This window comes from Pseudomonas sp. CFSAN084952, assembly GCF_009648855.1.
Classification (GTDB): domain Bacteria; phylum Pseudomonadota; class Gammaproteobacteria; order Pseudomonadales; family Pseudomonadaceae; genus Aquipseudomonas; species Aquipseudomonas paracarnis.
Window position 1 is genome coordinate 4215322 of record NZ_CP045767.1, and the last position, 23170, is coordinate 4238491.

The 23170-nt window shown below is 61.0% G+C and carries 20 protein-coding genes; 10 read left to right on the top strand and 10 right to left on the bottom strand.

Annotated elements, in window-relative coordinates; all coding sequences use genetic code 11:
- The first annotated feature begins 1 nt into the window (after position 1).
- Complete coding sequence (locus GH769_RS19145) at positions 2-1333, top strand: DUF58 domain-containing protein (RefSeq protein WP_032902734.1); 1332 nt, start codon at positions 2-4, stop codon at positions 1331-1333.
- A gap of 52 nt (positions 1334-1385) precedes the next feature.
- Here the strand turns inward: GH769_RS19145 and GH769_RS19150 are convergent, their stop codons facing one another.
- Positions 1386-1745 (bottom strand): PilZ domain-containing protein, encoded by a 360-nt coding sequence (locus tag GH769_RS19150; protein WP_019821226.1) that lies wholly within the window; start codon positions 1743-1745, stop codon positions 1386-1388.
- A 221-nt stretch (positions 1746-1966) separates the two neighbouring features.
- Entirely contained in the window at positions 1967-2341 is a 375-nt protein-coding gene (locus tag GH769_RS19155) for a tol-pal system YbgF family protein (protein WP_003193903.1), read from the bottom strand.
- A gap of 173 nt (positions 2342-2514) precedes the next feature.
- On the opposite strand from GH769_RS19155, the gene pyk reads away from it, so the two are divergent.
- Positions 2515-3966, top strand: a complete 1452-nt coding sequence (gene pyk / locus GH769_RS19160; RefSeq protein ID WP_003193904.1) for a pyruvate kinase — start codon at positions 2515-2517, stop codon at positions 3964-3966.
- A 213-nt stretch (positions 3967-4179) separates the two neighbouring features.
- Here pyk and GH769_RS19165 read toward each other — a convergent pair whose 3' ends face one another.
- On the bottom strand, positions 4180-5121 hold the full coding sequence (locus tag GH769_RS19165; protein WP_020302719.1) for an iron-sulfur-binding ferredoxin reductase: 942 nt from the start codon (positions 5119-5121) through the stop codon (positions 4180-4182).
- A 216-nt stretch (positions 5122-5337) separates the two neighbouring features.
- On the opposite strand from GH769_RS19165, the gene GH769_RS19170 reads away from it, so the two are divergent.
- The 4 genes from GH769_RS19170 (at position 5338) to GH769_RS19185 (ending at position 12210) form a co-directional block, all read left to right on the top strand.
- Positions 5338-6861, top strand: coding sequence for a fumarate hydratase (locus GH769_RS19170; RefSeq protein WP_003193907.1), 1524 nt, complete (start codon positions 5338-5340; stop codon positions 6859-6861).
- A 674-nt stretch (positions 6862-7535) separates the two neighbouring features.
- Complete coding sequence (locus GH769_RS19175; protein WP_032902732.1) at positions 7536-9302, top strand: ATP-binding protein; 1767 nt, start codon at positions 7536-7538, stop codon at positions 9300-9302.
- Positions 9296-10621, top strand: a complete 1326-nt coding sequence (locus GH769_RS19180; protein ID WP_014719745.1) for a sigma-54 dependent transcriptional regulator — start codon at positions 9296-9298, stop codon at positions 10619-10621. The genes GH769_RS19175 and GH769_RS19180 overlap by 7 nt, the downstream gene beginning before the upstream one ends.
- Before the next feature lie 269 nt (positions 10622-10890).
- The gene (locus GH769_RS19185; protein WP_014719746.1) at positions 10891-12210 is read left to right on the top strand and encodes an MFS transporter; all 1320 of its coding nucleotides are present in this window, start codon (positions 10891-10893) and stop codon (positions 12208-12210) included.
- A 140-nt stretch (positions 12211-12350) separates the two neighbouring features.
- Here GH769_RS19185 and GH769_RS19190 read toward each other — a convergent pair whose 3' ends face one another.
- Entirely contained in the window at positions 12351-13106 is a 756-nt protein-coding gene (locus GH769_RS19190) for a hypothetical protein (RefSeq protein WP_019817341.1), read from the bottom strand.
- Between the two features lie 177 nt (positions 13107-13283).
- On the opposite strand from GH769_RS19190, the gene GH769_RS19195 reads away from it, so the two are divergent.
- Positions 13284-13916, top strand: coding sequence for a flavin reductase family protein (locus GH769_RS19195; protein WP_014719748.1), 633 nt, complete (start codon positions 13284-13286; stop codon positions 13914-13916).
- A gap of 125 nt (positions 13917-14041) precedes the next feature.
- Here GH769_RS19195 and GH769_RS19200 read toward each other — a convergent pair whose 3' ends face one another.
- Both GH769_RS19200 and GH769_RS19205 read right to left on the bottom strand, forming a co-directional pair.
- Positions 14042-14287, bottom strand: coding sequence for a hypothetical protein (locus tag GH769_RS19200; protein WP_019817340.1), 246 nt, complete (start codon positions 14285-14287; stop codon positions 14042-14044).
- A gap of 41 nt (positions 14288-14328) precedes the next feature.
- Positions 14329-14670 carry an antibiotic biosynthesis monooxygenase family protein gene (locus GH769_RS19205; RefSeq protein WP_032902730.1) on the bottom strand — a complete coding sequence of 114 codons (342 nt, stop codon included), beginning with the start codon at positions 14668-14670 and terminating at the stop codon, positions 14329-14331.
- A gap of 327 nt (positions 14671-14997) precedes the next feature.
- Here GH769_RS19205 and GH769_RS19210 point away from each other — a divergent pair, with 327 nt between their 5' ends.
- The gene (locus GH769_RS19210) at positions 14998-15927 is read left to right on the top strand and encodes an AraC family transcriptional regulator (RefSeq protein WP_003193916.1); all 930 of its coding nucleotides are present in this window, start codon (positions 14998-15000) and stop codon (positions 15925-15927) included.
- Between the two features lie 123 nt (positions 15928-16050).
- Here the strand turns inward: GH769_RS19210 and GH769_RS19215 are convergent, their stop codons facing one another.
- The 4 genes from GH769_RS19215 to edd form a co-directional block, all read right to left on the bottom strand.
- Complete coding sequence (locus tag GH769_RS19215) at positions 16051-17520, bottom strand: ATP-binding protein (RefSeq protein WP_014719750.1); 1470 nt, start codon at positions 17518-17520, stop codon at positions 16051-16053.
- The gene (locus GH769_RS19220; RefSeq protein ID WP_032902728.1) at positions 17510-18244 is read right to left on the bottom strand and encodes a response regulator; all 735 of its coding nucleotides are present in this window, start codon (positions 18242-18244) and stop codon (positions 17510-17512) included. The genes GH769_RS19215 and GH769_RS19220 overlap by 11 nt, the downstream gene beginning before the upstream one ends.
- A gap of 138 nt (positions 18245-18382) precedes the next feature.
- Positions 18383-19339 carry a glucokinase gene (locus GH769_RS19225; protein ID WP_014719751.1) on the bottom strand — a complete coding sequence of 319 codons (957 nt, stop codon included), beginning with the start codon at positions 19337-19339 and terminating at the stop codon, positions 18383-18385.
- Positions 19336-21162, bottom strand: a complete 1827-nt coding sequence (edd, locus tag GH769_RS19230) for a phosphogluconate dehydratase (RefSeq protein WP_014719752.1) — start codon at positions 21160-21162, stop codon at positions 19336-19338. The genes GH769_RS19225 and edd overlap by 4 nt, the downstream gene beginning before the upstream one ends.
- A gap of 221 nt (positions 21163-21383) precedes the next feature.
- Between edd and gap the strand changes: the two genes are divergently transcribed.
- Positions 21384-22385 carry a type I glyceraldehyde-3-phosphate dehydrogenase gene (gene gap / locus GH769_RS19235; protein ID WP_003193921.1) on the top strand — a complete coding sequence of 334 codons (1002 nt, stop codon included), beginning with the start codon at positions 21384-21386 and terminating at the stop codon, positions 22383-22385.
- A 221-nt stretch (positions 22386-22606) separates the two neighbouring features.
- Positions 22607-23125, top strand: coding sequence for an RNA polymerase sigma factor (locus tag GH769_RS19240; RefSeq protein WP_003193922.1), 519 nt, complete (start codon positions 22607-22609; stop codon positions 23123-23125).
- The last annotated feature ends 45 nt before the right edge of the window (positions 23126-23170 follow it).

Sequence of the window (23170 nt, forward strand, 5' to 3'; positions counted from 1 at the left end):
CATGAAACCGACTCGTCTGCTGCTGACCTGGCTGGGCGTTCTGCTCGGCTTGAACATCTTGTTGGGCGCTTCGGCAGCGTTGCAGTTCAAAGTGCCCGCCACCTTGCATTCGGTAGCCTGGGGCCTGCTGCTGGCCCTGTTGCTGCTGGCGATGCTGGATGCCGCACGCTTGCGCCGCCGCCCCTCGGTCCGCGTATACAGGACACTGCCCGGCAGCCTGGCGCTGGGGCGCTGGGAAGAAATACGCCTGTGCCTGGAGCACGACTACCCGCAACCTCTGACCGTGCAGGTGTTCGATCACGTGCCCGATGGCCTGGCTGTGGAGAACCTGCCTCAATCCATTCAACTACGCCCCGGTGAACGCGCTGAGCTGGGCTATCGCGTACGCCCCTTGCGGCGCGGGCACTTCCATTTCAGTCGCTGCGAACTGCTGCTGCCCAGCCCATTGGGGCTGTGGTCGGCACGACGCTGGGTCGAGACTCACGATGCCACTCGTGTTTACCCGGATTTCGCACGTTTATACGGGGCGCAGTTACGGGGTGTGGATAACTGGCTCAGCCAACTGGGCGTGCGCCAACATCAGCGGCGAGGATTAGGCCTGGAGTTTCATCAACTGCGCGAGTTTCGTGAAGGTGACAGCCTGCGCCAGATCGACTGGAAAGCCACCGCCCGCCAACGAACGCCCATTGCCCGGGAATACCAGGACGAACGCGACCAGCAAATCGTGTTCATGCTCGATTGCGGCCAGCACATGCGCAGCCAGGATGATGAACTGTCCCATTTTGACCACGCGCTCAATGCCTGCCTGCTGCTGAGCTACGTTGCCTTGAGACAGGGCGATGCCGTAGGGCTGTGCACGTTTGCCAGCAACCAGCCGCGCTACCTGAAGCCGGTCAAGGGCAGTGGCCAATTGAACCTGTTGCTCAATGCGGTCTATGACCTGCAGACCACGCGAAAAACCGCCGACTACCAGGCGGCCGCCAGCCAGTTGTTGGCACGTCAAAAACGCCGGGCGCTGGTGATCATCGTCACCAACCTGCGGGATGAGGAGGATGAAGCGCTGATGGCTGCCGTCCAGCGTATCGGCAGGCATCACCGGGTACTGGTGGCCAGCCTGAGGGAAGAGGTCCTCGACCAGCTACGTCAGACGCCTGTGCAGACATTGCCCGAAGCCCTGGCTTACAGCGGCACGATCGATTACCTCAACACCCGCAACCAACGCCATGATCGTTTGAGTGCCCATGGGCTGTCGGTGCTCGATACCTTGCCATCGGCGCTGGGTGCCGGGCTGGTCACGCGCTATCTGGAGTGGAAAAAGGCCGGGGTATTCTGAGGATGACTGCGCAGGGGCATGGCCAGGAAACGGCCACGACCCCACGCATAATTCAGACAGAGGCCTGCAAAGGATAAAAGCTGAAGTACTGCAACAGCGCGTTGATCAGGTGCCGGTACTCTTCGGGCGCCTCAAGCACGCTGAACCCCGAGTCGTAATGCTGCGGGGTGACATCCTCGTGACTCCACAAGCAGGTTGCCGTGAGGTCAATTGCCTTGAACTCGCCTTGCGCCACCGGCACTTTCAAGCGCAGCTCGAAATCCACCTCGGTCATCATGGGTAATGAGCTGATCAGCATCAGACCGTTTTCAGACACATTTCCAAGATAGCCGATTGGCTTGTCAGTAATACGATTGAACACCTGCAGAAAATACGGCAGTTGATGCCGCTCGATCCGTCGTTCGGTAAACATGGTGAAGTCGCCATCCAATAGCCAGAAATCTGGCCGTGCCAGTGATTCGGAACAAGCAACCGCTCGCTCTCCCTGGATCTCGGTGTGACAACAGCTACCGCTTGTCACCAAACAGCTGCCGAATCCGGGCATTGCATCCGTTCGAATGGGTACTGCACAAACAGACATTCAAAGAATAGCGCAAGACTGGCGACAGGCCAGCCATGAAGCGACAAATACCCTTACAACGACGCAGGCCTTGGTTTTGCCAGGCCTGCAGCCGGCAGATGCCCCAGTTGCTGCAAGGTATCGAGCCGCGCACGGGCTCGGTAGGCGTACTCACTCGAGGGGTAGTGGCCAATGATGAACTGATAGGTCTGTGCGGCATCGACAAACAGTTTCTGGCGTTCCAGGCACTGCCCGCGCAACATCGAAACCTCCGGTTGCACGTAGCGGCGGGTACGGCTCTCGCGATCGACCTGGGACAACTCCAGGGTGACACGCTGGCAATCACCGACCCCATAGGCGCGGTAAGCGTTGTTCAAATGGTGGTCCATCGACCAGCGGGTACAGCCGACAACACTGACGGCCAGGGCAGCAACGAGCAAAATTCGCATGGGGTTCTCCTGTCTTGTGCAGTGTATCGACCCCTGGTCGAAAATCTTCAAGGCGTTTGCCCATTCAACCGCAGCCAAAACAAGCCAATCGTCGATAAGTAGTGCAAACGAACAATGACTACAACGAAAGAGCATAGTAGCCTTCCCCAGCGCTTGAACTCAGGAGTCCGTGCATGTCCGTCCGTCGTACCAAAATCGTCGCCACCCTTGGCCCGGCCAGTAACTCGCCGGAAGTCCTCGAACAGCTGATTCTGGCTGGTTTGGACGTCGCCCGTCTGAACTTCTCCCACGGCACCCCGGACGAGCACAAGGCTCGCGCCAAGCTGGTGCGTGACCTGGCCGCCAAGCATGGCCGCTTCGTTGCACTCTTGGGCGACCTGCAAGGCCCGAAAATCCGTATCGCCAAATTTACCAACAAGCGGATCGAGCTGAAGATCGGTGACAAATTCACCTTCTCCACCAGCCACCCGCTGACCGAAGGCACCCAGGACGTGGTGGGCATCGACTACCCGGACCTGGTCAAGGACTGCGGCGTCGGTGACGAGCTGCTGCTGGACGACGGCCGTGTGGTCATGCGCGTCGACACCGCCACGCCGACCGAACTCAATTGCACCGTGATCATCGGCGGCCCGCTGTCCGACCACAAAGGCATCAACCGTCGCGGTGGTGGCCTGACGGCGCCGGCCCTGACTGAAAAAGACAAGGCTGACATCAAGCTCGCCGCCGAAATGGAAGTGGACTACCTCGCCGTGTCCTTCCCGCGCGACGCCGCCGACATGGAATACGCCCGTAAGCTGCGCGACGAAGCCGGCGGTACCGCCTGGCTGGTAGCGAAGATCGAACGTGCTGAAGCCGTGGCCGACGATGAAACCCTCGACGGCCTGATCAAGGCTTCCGATGCCGTGATGGTTGCCCGTGGCGACCTGGGCGTGGAAATCGGTGACGCCGAGCTGATCGGTATCCAGAAGAAGATCATCCTGCACGCACGCCGTCATAACAAAGCGGTGATCGTTGCGACCCAGATGATGGAGTCGATGATCCAGAACCCGATGCCGACCCGTGCCGAAGTGTCCGACGTGGCCAACGCCGTGCTCGACTACACCGACGCCGTGATGCTCTCGGCTGAAAGTGCCGCCGGCCCGTACCCGCTGGAAGCCGTGCAGGCCATGGCGCGTATCTGCGTCGGTGCCGAAAAGCACCCGACCAGCAAGACCTCCAGCCACCGCATCGGCAAGGTTTTCGAAAGCTGTGACCAGAGCATCGCCCTGGCTGCCATGTACACCGCCAACCACTTCCCGGGTGTCAAGGCCATCATCGCCCTGACCGAAAGTGGCTACACGCCGTTGATCATGTCGCGCATCCGTTCCTCGGTGCCTATCTACGCGTTCACCCCACACCGCGAAGCCCAGGCCCGCGCGGCCATGTTCCGCGGCGTGTACACCATCCCGTTTGACCCGGCGTCGCTGGCACCGAACGAAGTCAGCCAGAAGGCGATCGACGAGTTGGTCAAACGCGGCGTCGTGGAGAAAGGCGACTGGGTCATCCTGACCAAGGGCGACAGCTACCACACCACCGGTGGCACCAATGGCATGAAGATCCTGCATGTGGGCGACCCGCAGGTCTGAGTGACAAGCTGAAAAACAAAAGCCCCGCCCTGTGAATGGCGGGGCTTTTTGCATTTCAATGCAGGTCAATGTGTTGAAAATTTCAGGACCTCATCGCAGGCAAGCCAGCTCCCACAATAGTCAGACAACTCGGTCTACTGTGGGAGCTGGCTTGCCTGCGATGGCGTCATCGGCTCCGGACGATAAGCTCCGATACCGACTTGACCAGGCTTTTCATAACGTAAAAGGGCGAGCCAGGAACACATCCGCCAGCAATTGATTACGCGGCAGTCCCGCCAGGAACAAGCGCTTGGAAAAGGCCTCGACGCTGGCAGGGTGCCCGCAAAGCAAGGCCAGGGTGTGCCGGGAAACCAGCCGCAGTTGCGCCAATGCCGGCTGCAACTGCGCCGCGGTCCATAGCTCCACGGTGAGGTGCCCATGTTGCGCGGCAAGCGCTGCCAGGGGTTCAGCCAGATAATGAGCCTCGGCCTCATGGGCCAGGTGAATCACGCGAATCTCGCCTTGATGATCCTGGCGCAGTGCCTCGCGCAACACGCCCCACAAGGGGCCCAGGCCAGTACCGGAGGCCAGCAGCCACAAGGGTCGTGATTGCCAGTCAGGATCATAGTGCAGCGCTCCACCCCGCAGTTCGCCCAGGCATACAGGATCACCGACCTTCAACTGTCGCGCGGCATCGCTGAAGGCACCGGGTTGACGGCAGTCGATATGGAACTCCAGATACGGCTCCTCCTGGGGCAAACTCGCCAGGGAATAAGGGCGTGCCACCTGCCCTGCCCACAGCACCAAATGCTGCCCGGCCCTGTACCGCAGGGCACGTTCTGGTTGCAGGCGCAGGCGCAGTACCGTCGAACTCAGCCAATCGGCGCCCACCACCTGGGCGGGCAAGCCATCGCGCTGGGGATCAAACGCGTCGACCTTCAGGTCCGCAATGACCCGGCACTGGCACGCCAGGCGCCAACCTTGCTGGCGCTGCGTCGGGCTCAGGGCTTCGGGCTGCTGGTCGTCAACCTCACCCTCGCAACGCACCAGGCACGCATGGCAACTGCCGGCCCGGCAACTGAAGGGCACGGCCACACCGGCCTGATTCAAGGCATCCAGCAGGTTGCTGCCGGGGGTGACCGACCAGTGGCGTTCGCCGACATACAGTTCAGGCATATAAAGACTCGATCATAAGGAGCGCGCACAGGGAATCATGCCTGCGACAGTTTGACCATAGTCGGGTGTATCGGCCACCGTGCCGGGTTATACTGCCGCGCCTTTTTAGCGTCGCGCCTGCACCATTCTGGCGTGCCTTGGAAAGATGGCTTCAGCCGACCGATGCAACACTGAGGCCATCTTTATTGAATGTTCCCTTATAGAGGAGCGCGACTCATGACCGTGATCAAGCAAGACGACCTGATTCAGAGCGTTGCCGACGCCCTGCAATTCATTTCCTACTACCACCCCGTTGATTTCATCCAGGCCATGCACGAAGCCTACCTGCGCGAAGAATCGCCGGCAGCCCGTGACTCCATCGCCCAGATCCTGATCAACTCGCGCATGTGTGCCACCGGCCATCGCCCGATCTGCCAGGACACCGGTATTGTCACCGTGTTCGTGCGCGTGGGTATGGACGTGCGCTGGGACGGCGCAACCATGGGCCTGGACGACATGATCAACGAAGGCGTGCGTCGCGCCTACAACCTGCCAGAAAACGTCCTGCGCGCCTCGATCCTCGCCGACCCGGCCGGCGCCCGCAAGAACACCAAGGACAACACCCCTGCGGTCATCCACTATTCCATCGTCCCGGGTAACACCGTGGAAGTGGACGTGGCGGCCAAGGGTGGCGGCTCCGAGAACAAGTCGAAAATGGCCATGCTCAACCCGTCCGACTCGATCGTCGACTGGGTGCTCAAGACTGTTCCGACCATGGGCGCCGGCTGGTGCCCACCGGGCATGCTCGGCATTGGCATCGGCGGTACCGCCGAGAAAGCCGCGGTAATGGCCAAGGAAGTGTTGATGGAGTCCATCGACATCCACGAGCTGAAAAAGCGCGGCCCGCAAAACCGTATCGAAGAAATGCGCCTGGAGCTGTTCGAGAAGGTCAACCAACTGGGCATCGGCGCCCAGGGCCTGGGTGGCCTGACCACCGTGCTCGACGTGAAGATCATGGACTACCCGACCCACGCCGCGTCCCTGCCGGTGTGCATGATCCCCAACTGCGCCGCCACCCGTCACGCGCACTTCGTGCTCGACGGCTCGGGCCCGGCGTCACTGGAAGCGCCACCGTTGGATGCCTACCCGGAAATCGTCTGGGAAGCCGGCCCATCGGCTCGCCGCGTCAACCTCGACACCCTGACCCCGGAAGAAGTGCAGAGCTGGAAGCCGGGCGAAACCGTCCTGCTCAACGGCAAGATGCTTACCGGTCGCGATGCGGCGCACAAGCGCATGGTCGAGATGCTGAACAAGGGCGAAACCTTGCCGGTGGACCTCAAGGGCCGCTTTATCTACTACGTCGGCCCGGTTGATCCGGTGCGCGAAGAAGTGGTTGGCCCAGCGGGCCCGACCACTGCGACGCGGATGGACAAGTTCACCCGCCAGATCCTGGAGCAAACCGGCCTGTTGGGCATGATCGGCAAGTCCGAGCGCGGCCCGACCGCTATCGAAGCGATCAAGGACCACAAGGCCGTGTACCTGATGGCCGTGGGCGGCGCCGCTTACCTGGTGGCCCAAGCCATCAAGAAGTCGCGCGTGGTTGCCTTCGCCGAACTGGGTATGGAAGCCATCTACGAGTTCGACGTCAAAGACATGCCGGTCACCGTTGCAGTAGACAGCAAAGGTGAATCCGTCCACATCACCGGTCCTGCCATCTGGCAGAAAAAGATCAGTGACAGCCTGGCGGTAGAAGTGCAGTAAGCACCTCATCCAAAAGAATAAAGGCGACTGCGGCCCCACGGCCCAGTCGCCTTTTTTATGCCTGGAGCAAGGGACTGCTCCTGATCTTGCTCTTGATCTGCTTTTGATCTTGATCTCAGGCGCCCCGTTAAACCACGCTGGCCGAACGCAGGCTTGAATTCGTGGGTAACCCGGCAGGACGCCGGGTTAGCCGCCCCGCGCCATGGATGGCGCGTGGCGGCGGCCCACGGATTCAAGCCTGCGTTCGGGCACACCGAGCCTAGGCGAGGTGCCGAGTGGTGGGGCAAGAGCGTTTTGCTTACTTTGGCCTGGGCCGGCATCCCGGCTTTTGCAAAGTGAGCCGCCGTCAGGGCGGAACCCTAAGTGGCCGTTACCTAACTAACGGATATGTACTCAATCTGATCCCACATCCCGGTCGGCTGTCAGGCCGCCTTCGCGAGCAAGCCCGCTCCCACATTGCGATCGTGGGGTGTCAGGTAGATAGCCGTCGGCTGGCAAGCCGTCATCGCAGGCAAGCCAGCTCCCACAGTTGGATCGTGGGGTGTCAGGTAGATAGATGTCGGCTGTCAGGCCGTCATCGCAGGCAAGCCAGCTCCCCCACAAGCTCCTTGGTCACAAGATATGAGCTGCCCATGCTATGGTGCTCGCCCCTTACCGTGCCTGTTCATCATCGTATGATCGTGATCCCTCGCCCCCTGCGCCTGACCTTCTATTCTCTGTTGATCATCGCCGGTGCGGTGCTGGCTGCTGCCTTGGCCACGCGCCATGCCGAACGCCAGGCCTTGGTGGACGACGCCGCCCGTGCCAATCAGCAGCTCGCGCTGTATGCCAACTCGCTGCACACCCTGATCGAACGCTACCGTGCCCTGCCCGCCGTGCTGGCGCTGGATTCGGAGATGATCAGCGCCTTGAAGGGCCCGCTGGACGCCACCACGCAAGACCGGCTCAACCGCAAGCTGGAGCGCATCAACGGCGCTGCGCAGTCTTCGACCCTGGAACTGATGGACCGCACCGGCCTGGCCGTGGCCGCCAGCAACTGGAACCTGCCCAGCAGTTATGTCGGCCACAACTACGCGTTCAGGCCGTATTTCAGCCAGACCTTGAGCCACGGCACCGGGCGCTTTTATGCAGTAGGCGTGACCACGGGTATTCCGGGCTACTTTCTTTCCAGTGCGGTCGTGGATGAGCACGAGCAGTTCCTCGGCGCCATGGTGGTCAAGCTGGAGTTCCCCGAGCTGGAGCGCGAGTGGGCCCAGGGCAATGACCTGCTGTTGGTCAGCGATGCGCGGGGCATCGTGTTTATCGCCAACCAGCCGGGCTGGCGTTATCGCAACCTGCGGCCGTTGTCCGAAAATGACCTGGCTGAACTCAAGGCCACCCGCCAATACGACAAGAAGCAACTGCAGCCGCTGGACACCCAGCCCCTGCAACGCTTTGACGAAAACAGCCACTTGATTCGCGTCGGCGGCCCCGACGGCAACGCCAATTACATCTGGGAGTCGCTGCCGCTCAAGCGCGAAGGTTGGACCCTGCACCTGTTGCGCAAACCCCAGTTTGCCTTTGAAGACCAACGTAACGCGGGCCTTGCCGCTGCGGGTTCGTGGCTGGCATTGGTGTTCTTGGTGCTGTTCCTCAGCCAGCGCTGGCGCCTGGCCCGCTTGCGCCAGCGCAGCCGTGAAGAACTGGAGCAATTGGTCGAAGAACGCACCCAGGCGCTGCGCACCGCCCAGGATGGCCTGGTGCAGTCGGCCAAGCTGGCGGCATTGGGGCAAATGTCGGCCGCCCTCGCCCATGAAATCAACCAGCCGCTGACCGCCCAGCGCATGCAACTGGCGACGCTGCGGCTGCTGCTCGACCATGGTCGCGTGGACGATGCCTACAAGGCGCTCACGCCATTGGATGACATGCTCACGCGCATGGCCGCGCTCACCGGCCACCTCAAGACATTCGCGCGCAAGAGCCCCAGTGGCCTGCGCGAAAAGCTGGACCTGGCGACGGTGGTTGACCAATCCTTGCACCTGCTCGACGCGCGCCTGCGTGACGAAGCCATCGGTGTGGTGCTGGACCTCACCCGCCCGGCCTGGGTACGTGGCGACGCGATCCGCCTGGAACAGGTGCTGATCAATCTGTTGCGCAACGCCCTCGACGCCATGGCCGACAAACCGCGCAAGCGCCTGGAAATCCGCCTGCACGCCGATCAGCAGCTGTGGCAGTTGAGCGTCTGCGACAGCGGCGGCGGGATTGCCGAAGAACATTTGAGCAGCGTGTTCGACCCGTTTTTCACCACCAAACCGGTGGGCGACGGGCTCGGTTTGGGACTCGCGGTGTCCTACGCTATCGTGCATGAACTGGGCGGACGCCTGAGTGCCGCCAACCGTGGCGATGGCGCGACTTTCACCTTGACCCTGCCTATCGCCCTGGAGACGCCAGACCTATGTTGAACGCGGTGATTGTGGTCGATGACGAAGCCAGTATTCGCACGGCCGTCGAGCAATGGCTGAGCCTGTCGGGGTTTGACGTGCAGCTGTTCAGCCGCGCCGAAGAGTGCCTGGCGCAACTGCCCAAGGACTTTGCCGGGGTGATTCTGAGCGACGTGCGCATGCCAGGGCTCAGCGGCCTTGAACTGTTGGCCGAGGTGCAGCGCCGCGATGCCGATTTGCCGGTGATTTTGCTCACCGGCCATGGCGACGTGCCAATGGCCGTCGAAGCCATGCGCGACGGCGCCTACGACTTCCTGGAAAAACCCTTCAGCCCCGACGCCTTGCTCAACAGCCTGCGCCGGGCGTTGGACAAGCGTGGCCTGATCCTGGAAAACCGCCGCCTGCATCAACAGGCCGATCATCGCGCGCAGTTGGAGTCCAGCCTGCTGGGTGTGTCCAAGGGCCTTCAAAGCTTGCGCCGCCAAGTGCTGGACCTGGCGAGTTTGCCGGTCAATGTGCTGATTCGCGGTGAAACCGGCAGCGGCAAGGAGTTGGTCGCCCGCTGCCTGCACGACTTCGGCCCACGCGCAAAGAAGCCGTTCGTGGCCCTCAATTGCGCGGCAATCCCCGAGCAGTTGTTCGAAGCCGAACTCTTCGGACATGAAAGCGGCGCCTTCACCGGCGCCCACGGCAAACGCATCGGCAAACTGGAATATGCCCACGGCGGCACCTTGTTCCTGGATGAAATCGAAAGCATGCCCCTGGCCCAGCAAGTGAAATTGCTGCGCGTATTGCAGGAACAGAAGCTGGAGCGGCTGGGCTCCAACCAGAGTATCCAAGTGGACCTGCGCATCATCGCTGCCACCAAGCCCGACCTGCTGGAAGAAGCCCGTGCCGGGCGCTTTCGCGAAGACCTGGCCTATCGGCTCAACGTCGCGCAACTGCGCCTGCCGCCATTGCGTGAACGTCGCGAAGATATTCCGCTGCTGTACGAGCATTTTGCGCAAAGCGCCGCCGAGCGTCTGGGCCGCCAGGTCGAGCCCTTGAGTGGGCCACAGTTGGGGCGCCTGCTCAGCCATGACTGGCCGGGCAATGTGCGCGAACTGGCCAACGTCGCCGAGCGCCAGGTGTTGGGGCTGGACGAGCCGGAACCGCAAGGGATCGAGGCCGGGCAGTCGTTAGCAGCGCAGCAAGAAGCGTTCGAGGCACACTGCCTGAAGGCCGCGTTGACGCGTCACAAGGGCGATATCAAGGCGGTGCTGGCCGAGTTACAACTGCCGCGCCGTACCTTCAATGAGAAGATGCAGAGGCATGGGTTGGTAAGGGAGATGTTTGTGTAGCGATATTTGGATCACCATCGCGGGCAAGCCCGCTCCCACATTTTGGTCTGTGAACACAGCAGGTGTGGGAGCTGGCTTGCCTGCGATGGCGTCGGCAGCCATAAGCGGATTTCCGCTCATCACCCAAAAACCATCAGCGACTTTCCGCTCAATAAAATCCCGCAACCCTTCTATTGCGGGCCTTCCTCTACCTGGCACAGCTCCTGCTATAGCCCCAACAGGCTGCGCACGCGCCGCTCCATAAAAACAACTAGATGAAGGATCCTTCAATGGATAACTCCAACACCGTGCCTCTGGGATCGACGGCCGCAAAAGCGCAGGAGCGCACCACCTCCAGCCGCATCAAGTCGATCTTCAGCGGATCGGTCGGCAACATGGTCGAATGGTACGACTGGTACGTCTACGCCGCCTTCTCGCTGTACTTCGCCAAAGCCTTCTTCCCCAAAGGCGACACCACTGCCCAACTGCTCAACACCGCCGCGATCTTCGCCGTGGGCTTCCTGATGCGCCCGATCGGTGGCTGGCTGATGGGCCTCTACGCCGACAAAGTCGGGCGTAAAAAAGCCTTGATGGCCTCGGTGTACCTGATGTGCTTCGGCTCGCTGCTGATTGCCCTGAGCCCAGGCTATGAAATCATTGGTATCGGTGCGCCGATCCTGCTGGTGTTTGCCCGCCTGCTGCAGGGCCTGTCGGTCGGCGGCGAATACGGCACCTCTGCCACTTACCTGAGTGAGATGGCCACCAAGGAACGTCGCGGGTTCTACTCAAGCTTCCAGTACGTGACCCTGATCTCCGGCCAGCTCATCGCGCTGGCGGTGCTGATCGTGCTGCAACAGGTGCTCACCACCGAGCAGTTGTATGCCTGGGGCTGGCGTATCCCGTTCGCCATCGGCGCCCTGTGCGCAGTGGTCGCGCTGTACCTGCGTCGCGGCATGGAAGAAACCGAGTCGTTCACCAAGAAAGAAAAAGCCAAGGAAAGCGCAATGCGCACCTTGATGCGTCACCCCAAGGAACTGATGACCGTGGTCGGCCTGACCATGGGCGGCACCCTGGCGTTCTACACCTACACCACCTACATGCAGAAATACCTGGTGAACACGGTCGGCATGAGCATCTCCGACTCCACCACCATCTCGGCGGCGACGCTGTTTCTGTTCATGTGCCTGCAACCGATCATCGGCGGGCTGTCGGATAAAATCGGCCGCCGCCCGATCCTGATCGCCTTCGGCGTGCTTGGCACCCTGTTCACCGTGCCGATCCTCACCACCCTGCACACCATCCAGAGCTGGTGGGGCGCGTTCTTCCTGATCATGGCGGCGCTGATCATCGTCAGCGGCTACACCTCGATCAACGCCGTGGTGAAGGCCGAGCTGTTCCCGACCGAAATCCGCGCACTGGGCGTGGGCCTGCCGTATGCCCTGACCGTGTCGATCTTCGGCGGTACCGCTGAATACATCGCGCTGTGGTTCAAGAGCATCGGTATGGAAACGGGCTACTACTGGTACGTGACCGCGTGTATCGCCGTGTCGTTGATGGTCTACGTGACCATGAAAGACACGCGTAAACACTCACGCATCACCACCGACTAAAAAACGTGGGAGCGGGCTTGCTGTGGCGAGCAAGCTTGCTTGCGCTGGGGTGCGAAGCGCCCCCAAAAAGCTGGCTCCAGCTACGCTGTCGAACGGGAGCAAGCTCCCTCGCCACAGCAAGCCCGCTCCCTCATTTAGCGTTAGGACAACTCTGCGGCCTCATTGCGCCCATAGCGCCGCTGCGCATACGACGCGCCAGCAATCATCACCACCAGCACCGCAGCCAATACCGCGGATGAACCGATGGTGCCGAAATCCAAGCCGCCTTTTTCATGGGGTTTGGTCAGAAAATCCCCCAAGGTCGCGCCAAACGGCCGTGTCAGTACAAACGCCACCCAGAACAACAATACCGACGAGATGCGGGTGAAGTACTTGAGTACCACCACCGCGGCGATGGTTGAGCCGATCAACAATGCGCCACCGGCGAAACCCAGCCCCGAATCGTCCGCGAGGAAATCGCCCAATGCGGTGCCCAAGGTGTTGGAGAACAGGATCGCCATCCAGTAAAACAGCTCCCCTCGGAAGGTCTGCACCTTGTTCACGTTCAGCGAGTCACCACTGAGGTGCCACAATGCAAAGATGATCATCAGGATCACGATCAGGATCATCGACCCGGTGGCGTAGCCCAGTCCCAGCGTGCGGTCCATGAAGTCGGACATCGTGGTACCCGCAGTACTGGTAGACAAAATCACGATCCAGTACAGCACCGGGTTGTAGGTTTTCGACCAGAGTTGCGTCACCAGGGTCACCAGGAACACGCTAATGAGGATCATGGAGCTGATGGCGTAGCCAACGTTCAAGGTCATCGACAGCAAGTCCCCGGCGGTTTCGCCCAAGGTAGTTGCGCAGATTTTCATGACCCAGAACGCCAGGGTGATCTGAGGAAGTTTATTCATGCAGTAGATAGCTCCAAGGCTCAGTCTTATAGGGGGTATTGACCTTGGGCGCAGACTGAAGGGGAAACTGTGAAAAATAGGTGGCAGATGTATGAAAAATCCATGGGCACGATGGAAATTCACCGCCATGAATTGCACTATGACCGCCTCCCAAACCGCGTAGCAGGAACCCCGGCCATGCCTGACGACATCCACTTTTACGAACCCGCCAACGGCCACGGCCTGCCCCATGACCCGTTCAATGCCATCGTCGGCCCACGCCCGATTGGCTGGATCTCCTCGCACGACCGCGAAGGCCGCCTGAACCTGGCGCCCTACAGTTTCTTCAACGCATTCAACTACATTCCGCCGATCATTGGGTTTTCCAGTGTCGGGCGTAAAGACAGCCTGAACAATATCGAACAGACCGGCGAATTCGTCTGGAACCTGGCCACCCGACCACTGGCCGAGCAGATGAACCAGAGCTGCGCGGCCGTATCGCCCGAGGTGAATGAATTCGAACTCTCCGGCTTGACGCCGGTGGCTTCGAAAATCGTTGGCGTACCACGGGTGGGCGAGAGCCCGGTGTCGTTCGAGTGCAAGGTGACGCAGATCATCCAGCTGCAACGTGCCGACCAACAGTTGGTGCCGAGCTGGCTGGTGCTGGGCGAGGTGGTTGCGGTGCACATCGCCAAATGGTTGCTCAAGGACGGGATCTACGACACCGCTGCCGCCGAGCCGATTTTACGCGGGGGTGGCCCGGCGGATTATTTCCAGCTGGGGCCAGAAGCGCTGTTCAAGATGTACCGCCCAGGCGCCACCAAACCCTGACTGCAATGCAATCAAAACTGTGGGAGCTGGCTTGCCTGCGATAGCGGTGGGTCAGTTAACCCAAGAGTGACTGATACACCGCTATCGCAGGCAAGCCAGCTCCCACATTGGTTAGGTGTGCTGCCTCAGCGTTCAGCAGTCGCCCAGGTCAGTTGGCCTTCTGCATCCACATCGACCAGATGCTCGAGTTGCAACGTCGCCGCATCATCGGCATCGGACGCTGTCTTGAACGTCTGCCCATCAAGGATCTTGTGAAACCTGGGTGCGCCCATGCCATCCAGTGCCTTGACGGCGACGGCGGCGCTGTAGCCACCTTCGCCCGGTACTACGGCGGAAACGGCTTCGTGGTGGGCAAATTGTTTACGTGCCATGTTGCAAGTCCTGGCCAATGGAAAGTCGGCCATTCTAACCGTTAACCGGCCAGTTGCAGGTACTCGCCGTAGGCCTGTGCCGCCGATGCGTCGGTGAAGGTCTGGAAGTCCATGCTGCGCACGACCATGTCGTTCAGAAGCTCAGTGAAGATCATCAGGGCCGGAGAGTTGAAGTAGGCGCTCATGGCCTGCTCGCTGCTCCAGAACCCGGATACCAGCCATACATCGGGGTCGACCTGGGAGTGCTGCAACGAGAATTGCAGGCAACCCTGGGCCTGGCGACCCGGTTCGATCAAACTGCTCAAGCGTGCACCGAGTTCGGTGCCGCACCCGCTACGGGCGCGGATAAAGGCCATATGGCTCGCGGGAATGGGGGTGGACATGTTCGACTCTCCCGTTGAGAAGTGATGCTCGGCAAGCACAATGAGGGCGTGTTGCCACAGGATCAAAGATAACGGCGCGGCGGTAAGCGCGGTTAGTCAATTCCTGCAGGCTTATTGCACAATCCTGCGAGAAGCGTAGGGAGGACGTTCGGTCTCAGAATTTATTCCAGGCCCAGGCCCCATGTTTCAGGCAGATGACAGGCTGCGTACTTGCCTGATTCACGCGATCTCGCAGGATCAGGCAAGGATGCTGCAGAATCGACGTAACACTTTTTGAAAAGCCGCCGCTAAGCTGAGCCCATCAAAGCCGCGTGTAGAGGACGCCCCATGCCGTCGCCCGAATCCAAGCCCGTTCCCCTCGATGCCGAGATGGAGAAACAACGCGCCGAGCTGGCCAGTATCGTGCACCGCCATACCTGGGAGGACGGCTCCTACGGCACGGCGATCACCTCGCTGTACCTGAACCGCCACAACGCGCCCCGGGATTTCATGCCGGTGCTGGTGGAACCCGCGCTGTGCATCCTAGCCAGTGGCAGTAAGGAAGTGCGCCTGGCCGACGAGATCTTTGCCTACGACCCGCTCAACTACCTGGTGTTCTCGGTGGCGATGCCGGTGGCCGGCCGCATTATTGACGCCACCGCCGAGGACCCGAACCTCTCGGTGCGTATCAATATCGACCCGGCGCAGCTCACCGCGCTGATCGCAGAGGCCGGGCCGATGGGCGTGCCCTCGCGCCCGACCTCACGAGGCATGTACGTCGACCGCATCGATCACGCACTGCTCGACGCGGTGCTGCGCCTGACCCGCTTGCTGGACACGCCTAAAGACATCGCGATGCTCGCGCCCTTGATCAACCGTGAAATTCTCTACCGCTTGCTGCGTGGCCCGCAGGGTTATCGCCTGTATGAAATCGCTGTGGCTAACAGCCAGAGCCATCGGGTGAGCCAGGCGATCACCTGGCTGAACGGCAACTATGAACAGCCGCTGCGTATCGACGACCTAGCCAAGGAAGTGAACCTGAGCGTCTCGACCTTGCACCATCGCTTCAAAGCGATCACGGCCATGAGCCCGCTGCAATACCAGAAGCAACTGCGCTTGCAGGAAGCCCGGCGGCTGATGATTGCCGAAGGGCTGGAGGCCTCGGCGGCGGGCTATCGGGTGGGGTATGAAAGCCCGTCCCAGTTCAGCCGGGAGTACAGCCGGTTGTTCGGTGCGCCGCCGCTGCGCGACCTGGCCCGGTTGCGCCAGAGCATCTGATGTACGCAGAGCAACATGTGGGAGCTGGCTTGCCTGCAATGGCGGTGTGTCAGTCACTAATGAGTCAACTGAACCACCGCTATCGCAGGCAAGCCAGCTCCCACATTTGATCTCAGGTGTTTGTTAGTCCAAGGTTCTTGGTAGTTGCAGGGTGACGCGCAGGCCGCCTTCGCGCAGGTTCTGCAAACTCACTTCGCCACCATGGCTATGGGCAATATTGCGCGCAATGCCCAACCCCAGTCCGTAACCCTGCTGCTGGCCGGCCAGTCGAAAGTGCGGTTCAAATACCTGTTCCAGCCGCTGCTGCGGCACACCAGGCCCCTCGTCATCCACATGCAGAATGAACTGCGCGCCATCGTCCTCGATATGCAAATGCGCGTTCTGCCCGTACTTCAGCGCGTTGTCGATCAGGTTGCCGATGCAACGCTTGAGCGCCAGCGGCTTGCCTGGGTAGGCTGACAGCGCCGCGCCATCGAGGGTCACTCGGCCATTGCCATGGGGGGCCAGGTATGGCTCCACCAGGCATTCGAGGACGTGGTTGAGGTCCACCGGCTGGATGTTTTCGTGGATGTCGGTGTCTTTCACGCATTGCAACGCGCCCTTGACCAGCAATTCCAGTTCATCCAGGTCACGGCCGAATTTGTTTTGCAGGTTCTCGTCCTCCAGCAATTCCACGCGCAGGCGCAGGCGGGTGATGGGTGTGCGCAGGTCATGGGAAATCGCGCTGAACAACTGGCTGCGCTCGGTCAGGTAACGGCTGATGCGTTCACGCATGGCATTGAACGCACGGCCCACTTCCACCACTTCACTGCCGCCGCCTTCAGCCACCGGCTCCACATCGGCGCCCAGGGACATGTCCCGCGCCGCTCGCGCCAGGCGCTTGAGCGGTCGGCTTTGCCAGTGCACCAGCAGGCCGATGAACAGCAGCAGAAAACCGCTGGTGAGCACGATGAACCACACCTGCTGGGACGGCAGGCCTTGCTCTTCCAGGCTGGTGTAGGGCTCGGGCAATAGCGAGGCGATGTACAGCCATTCACCGGGTGCCAGTTGGATCTGGGTGACCAGCACCGGCGGGTTCACCGGCTCCAGGGTCAACGCGTAATGGGCCCAGGAGCGTGGCAGTTCGTCGAGCTTCAGGCCGGCATTGAAGATGCGCAGGTCTTCGGCGCTGACGAACTCCACCGAGATATGCACGTCGGCACCCAGGGTCTGGCGCAGCACTTCATCCACTGCCACCAGCACCGCCTGCTTGCGTGGGGTTTCGGGCAATAGCTGCATGTCCAGCGGGCGATCATTGAGGGTCACCACAAAACGCGTGCCGCCCATGCTGCGCAATTGGTCCAGCACCAACGGGCGATAGGCCACCGGCAGCGACCGGAAGTAACTCACGCTGGCAGTCATTGAATGCGCTAGGCTGCGGGCGCTGGTGACCAAGCCCTCAAGCTGGGTGGCGCGCAATTGCGACACCCAGATCACGCTGGACAGCGCCTGGGCGAACAGCACCGCCAGCAAGGTCAACAGTAACATGCGCCCCAGCAGCGAGCGGGGTACCGGGAAGCGGCGGCGACGTTCGTTCAGCGCTTCAGTGGGCATTGCCGGCAACCACGCTGGCTGCCAGTTGATAGCCGCTGCCGCGCACGGTGCGGATCAGCCGCGGAGGTTTCTCGGTGTCGCGCAGACGCTGGCGCAAGCGGCTGACGGCCATGTCGACGATGCGGTCCAAGGGCATGAGGTCGCGGCCACGGGTGGCGTTGCCGATGGTGTCGCGGTCGAGGATCTGTTGCGGGTGGTCGAGAAACAACTTGAGCAAGGCGAAGTCGGCACCGGAGAGGATCACCTCTTCACCATCCACATGAAACAAGCGGTGGCTGATCATATCCAGGCGCCATTCATCGAACCCCCACACATCACCGCCGCTGCTGCGCTCCTGGCCGAATTGGCAGCGGCGCAGCAGTGCCTTGATACGCGCCTGCAACTCGCGGGGGCTGAATGGTTTGCCGATATAGTCATCGGCGCCCAGCTCCAGGCCGATCACGCGGTCGGCTTCGTCGGAACTGGCGGTGAGCATGATGATCGGCACCTGCGCCTGGCGCGGGTGCTGGCGAATCCAGCGGCACAGGCTGAAGCCGTCTTCGTCTGGCAACATGACATCGAGGATGACCAGGTCGCACGGCGCCTCGTTCATTGCCTGGCGGAACCCCGCACCGTCGGACACGCCACGGACCTGGAAGCCGGCGCGACTGAGGTAGGTTTGCAGCAATTCGCGGATTTCCTGGTCGTCGTCGACGAGGAGAATGGATTTACTGATTACGCTCACGGGGGCCTCCTTGTTGTTATGGCCTGGCTTAAATCATCGGGTGCGCTTTAGGCCGTCATCGCAGGCAAGCCAGCTCCCACACTTGGAATGCATTCCGGACTGTGGGAGCTGGCTTGCCTGCGATGGCGCCATTATGACCTATGCAAAAGCTTGCTCAAGCGCCACACCCGCCCCAGTCAGCCCGGAATACGGCGCCGTCACCAACCACACTGGAATACCTTTGAAGTAGTCGCTCATGCAGCCTTTATCCGCGAAGCTTTTAGCGAAACCACTGGCGATAAAGAAGTCGGCAAACCTCGGTATCACCCCACCCACGATGTACACGCCACCGCGTCCACCGGTGGTCAAGACGTTATTGCCCGCCACCCGGCCCAGCCAGATGCTGAACTGGTCCAATACTTCCATCGCCACCGGATCGCCGGCCAGGCCCGCCGCCGTGATGGCTTCGGGGGTGTCGAGCACCGGCTCATGCCCATCCACCGCACAAATCGCCCGGTACAGCCGTGGCAGGCCGCCACCGCTTAACGCGGTTTCGGCGCTGACATGCCCGATCTCGCTGTAGATGTGTTGCCACAGCTGGGTTTCCCGTGGGCTGCTCAGGGGCAGGTCGACATGCCCACCCTCCCCCGGCAATGCTGCCCAACGGCCTGCGCCGAGGTCCAGCAAGGTGCCGACACCAAGACCCGTACCTGGGCCGATCACCACGGCCGGGCGCAAGGGCTCCGGCGTGCCTTCGCAGACCACGCGGAATTCGTCGGGCTTGAGCCGGGTCATGCCCAGGGCCATGGCCGAGAAGTCGTTGACCAGCAACAGTTCATCCACCTGCAGGGCCTGGCAAAACGCGGTTTTGCTCAGGCGCCAGTGGTTGTTGGTGAACTTGAATTCATCGCCGCTCACCGGCCCGGCCACCGACAGGCACACCGCACCGATGTCCCCGATTTCCAGGCCTTCCTCTTTGAGATAGACCTTGATCGCCTCTTCAGGGCTGCCGTGATCCGCCGTGGCATGCACGCGGATCGAATGCAGTTCCTGATCCCGCCATAACGCAAAACGGGCGTTAGTCCCCCCGATGTCACCGACCAGCGCAAGCTTCACTTAAGCGTCTCCAAGGCAGAGGTAAAGGCGCTGGCGCCCTGCTCTGCGGAGCTTGCGGCCAAGCGCATGAATGCAAACAGCTCGCGACCGGCTCCCACGTTATTGCCCAACAGGCCCGTGGCAGGCGTGCGCGCTGCAAATACTTCGGCGTCCACCTTAAGCTCCAGGGTGCCGGTAACGCCATCCACACGGATGATATCGCCATCCTGGACCCGCGCCAGCGGCCCGCCGCTCTGGGCTTCGGGGTTGACGTGGATCGCGGCAGGGATCTTACCCGACGCGCCGGACATGCGCCCGTCTGTTACCAACGCCACTTTGAAACCACGGTCCTGCAACACGCCCAGGAACGGGGTCATCTTGTGCAGTTCCGGCATGCCGTTGGAGCGCGGCCCCTGGAAGCGCATCACGGCGACGAAGTCTTTTTCCAACAAGCCGGCCTTGAAGGCATCGGCCAGGTCCTGCTGGTCCTGGAACACCACCGCGGGCGCTTCGACAACCTGATGCTCCGGCGCTACCGCCGAAACCTTCATCACGCCACGGCCAAGGTTGCCTTCCATCACGCGCAAGCCGCCTTCCGGCGAGAACGCACGGGCCACCGGGCGCAGGATGGTTTCGTCGAGGCTTTCGATCGGGCCGTCGCGCCAGACCAGCTCGCCATCCACCAGGAAAGGTTCCTGGATATAGCGGCTCAGGCCCTTGCCGGCCACGGTGTTGACGTCTTCGTGGAGCAGGCCGGCTTCCAGCAGTTCGCGGATCAGGAACGACATACCGCCCGCCGCCTGGAAGTGGTTGATGTCAGCCTTGCCATTTGGATACACGTGGGACAGGGTCGGCACCACCTCGGAGAGGTCGGCCATGTCCTGCCAGGTCAGGATGATGCCTGCCGACATGGCAATGGCCGGCATGTGCAGGGTGTGGTTGGTGGAGCCGCCAGTGGCGTTGAGCGCAACGATGGAGTTGACGATGGACTTCTCGTCGACAATCTCGCCAATCGGCGTGAAGTTGCCATTGGCCTTGGTCAAACGCGTGACCTGGTGCGCAGCTTCACGGGTCAACGCATCCCGCAGGGGCGTGTACGGGTTGACGAACGAAGCGCCAGGCAAGTGCAGGCCCATGACTTCCATCAGCAACTGGTTGGTGTTGGCGGTGCCGTAGAAAGTGCAGGTGCCGGGGCTGTGGTAGGACTTCATCTCCGATTCCAGCAGTTCTTCGCGGCTGGCCTTGCCTTCGGCATAGCGCTGGCGCACATCGGCCTTCTGCTTGTTGGAGATACCCGAGGGCATCGGCCCGCCTGGCACGAAAATCATCGGCAGGTGGCCGTAGCGCAGCGCGCCCATCATCAGGCCAGGAACAATCTTGTCGCAGATGCCCAGCATCAGCGCGGCGTCGAACATGTTGTGGGACAGCGCTACCGCCGTGGACATGGCAATGACTTCACGGCTGAGCAGGCTCAGTTCCATGCCCGGCTCGCCCTGGGTCACGCCGTCGCACATGGCGGGGGTGCCGCCGGCGAACTGGCCGACCGAGCCGACTTCGCGCAGAGCCTTTTTGATTTGTTCGGGGAAATGCTCGTAGGGCTGATGCGCCGAGAGCATGTCGTTATAAGAAGAAACAATTGCAACGTTGGCGGCATTCATCATGCGCAGGCTGTTTTTGTCTTCGGTGCCGCAACCGGCCACGCCGTGGGCGAAGTTGGCGCATTGCAGCTTGCCGCGCATCGGACCGTCGCTGGCTGCGCCGCGAATGAGCGCAAGGTAAGCCTCGCGGGTGGCGCGGCTGCGGGCGATAAGCCGTTCGGTGACCTCAAGAACGCGGGGATGCATGTATAGAACTCCAGGCTAACGGATGTGGCGACCTGAGAGTCTATGCTGATCAAACGCCCACGGCTCATGGGATGGCAGGGGGTCGTTTGGATCATCGGACCAGTTGATTCAGGTCACTCGTTGTAGATTGAACAAAATATTGCCACTAAAAAGGCTTGTTTTCTATTTTTATGCGAATAATCTTGTAATTCTTACAACAAATCGACGACAGGCACTTTCCGATGACTCTTCGAATCGCAATCAATGGTTTTGGCCGTATCGGCCGTAATGTCCTGCGCGCACTGTATACCCAAGGCTATCGCCAGGATCTGCAGATCGTCGCCATCAACGATTTGGGCGACAGTTCGATCAATGCCCATCTGCTCAAGTACGACACCGTACACGGCACTTTCGACGCAGAGGTTGCCCACGATCAGGAAAGCCTGACCGTCAATGGTGACCGGATTGCCGTGAGTGCCATTCGCAACCCCGCCGACCTGCCGTGGGCTGCGCACAAGATTGACGTGGTGTTCGAATGCACCGGCCTGTTCACCGACCGTGACAAGGCTGCCGCGCATATTAGCGCCGGCGCGCGCAAGGTGATCATTTCGGCCCCGGCCAAAGGCGCGGACGCGACTGTGGTTTATGGCGTAAACCATGACATCTTGCGTCAATCCCACCAGATCATTTCCAACGCATCGTGCACCACCAACTGCCTGGCGCCGGTCGCCCAGGTGCTGCATCGCGAGCTGGGCATCGAAAGCGGGCTGATGACCACTATTCACGCCTACACCAACGACCAGAACCTCACCGACGTGTACCACACCGACCCGTACCGCGCGCGTTCGGCCACCCAGAACATGATCCCGAGCAAGACCGGCGCCGCTGAAGCGGTGGGCCTGGTGCTGCCGGAACTGGCAGGCAAGCTGACCGGCATGGCGGTGCGTGTACCGGTGATCAACGTGTCGCTGGTGGACCTCACCGTGCAGTTGAAGAAAGAAGCCACGGCCGATGAAGTCAACGCCCTGCTCAAACACGCCAGCCAGCATTCGAAGATCCTCGGCTACAACACCCTGCCGCTGGTTTCCAGCGACTTCAACCATAACCCGCTGTCGTCGATCTTCGACGCTAATCACACCAAGGTCAGCGGCAAATTGCTCAAAGTGCTCGCGTGGTATGACAACGAGTGGGGCTTCTCCAACCGTATGCTGGATAACTGCCTGGCGTTGTGTAACGCCGAATAAGCCCCGGGCTGGATTGTGTGAACTGGCTTGTGTGGGAGCCGGGCTTGCCCGCGATGCAGGCGACTCGGTCGTTCAGTCAAACCGAGGTGATGCTATCGCAGGCAAGCCAGCTCCCACATAAGCCTGGCTCCCACACAATCTCCAAGGCATCTCAAAGTGCCACTTGCCATTTCAGTTGATGATAAGCATTATCATTCACTGCAAATCGGTCTGGTATCACTGTGAGCCAATCTCGCTTCAACCACGTCTTCCTCACCCAACGGGTGATCCTGCTACGAACTCTGCAACGCATGGTGCATAACCACAGCACTGCCGAGGACCTGTTGCAGGAAACCTACCTGCGCGTGACTCGGGCCCTGAGCGAGCGGCCAATCGACCACCTTGAACCCTTTGTCTACCAAACAGCCCGCAACCTGGCGCTGGATCACTTGCGTTCGCGCAGGATTCAGGCGCGTACCCTGCAGGAGGATGTCCCGCTGGATGTCCTGCAAAGCGTCGCCGCGCCGGCCAGCACGCCGGAGGAAGCTACCCAGGCAGAGCAGCTGCTGGAGCACCTGAGTGTCAGCCTCGGCCAGTTGAGCGCCCGCCAGCAGCGGATTTTCATCCTCAGCCGCCTGCACGGTTGCAGCTACCAAGAGATTGCCGATCAATTGGGCGTGTCCTTGAGCACGGTGCAAAAGGAACTCAAATTGATCATGGCTATCTGTGTGGGTGTGGCCGAACGGCTGGATCAGCCTTAAGCTTCACCCGACAGAGGTGTCGATCCAAGCTGTAGGAAAAATGAA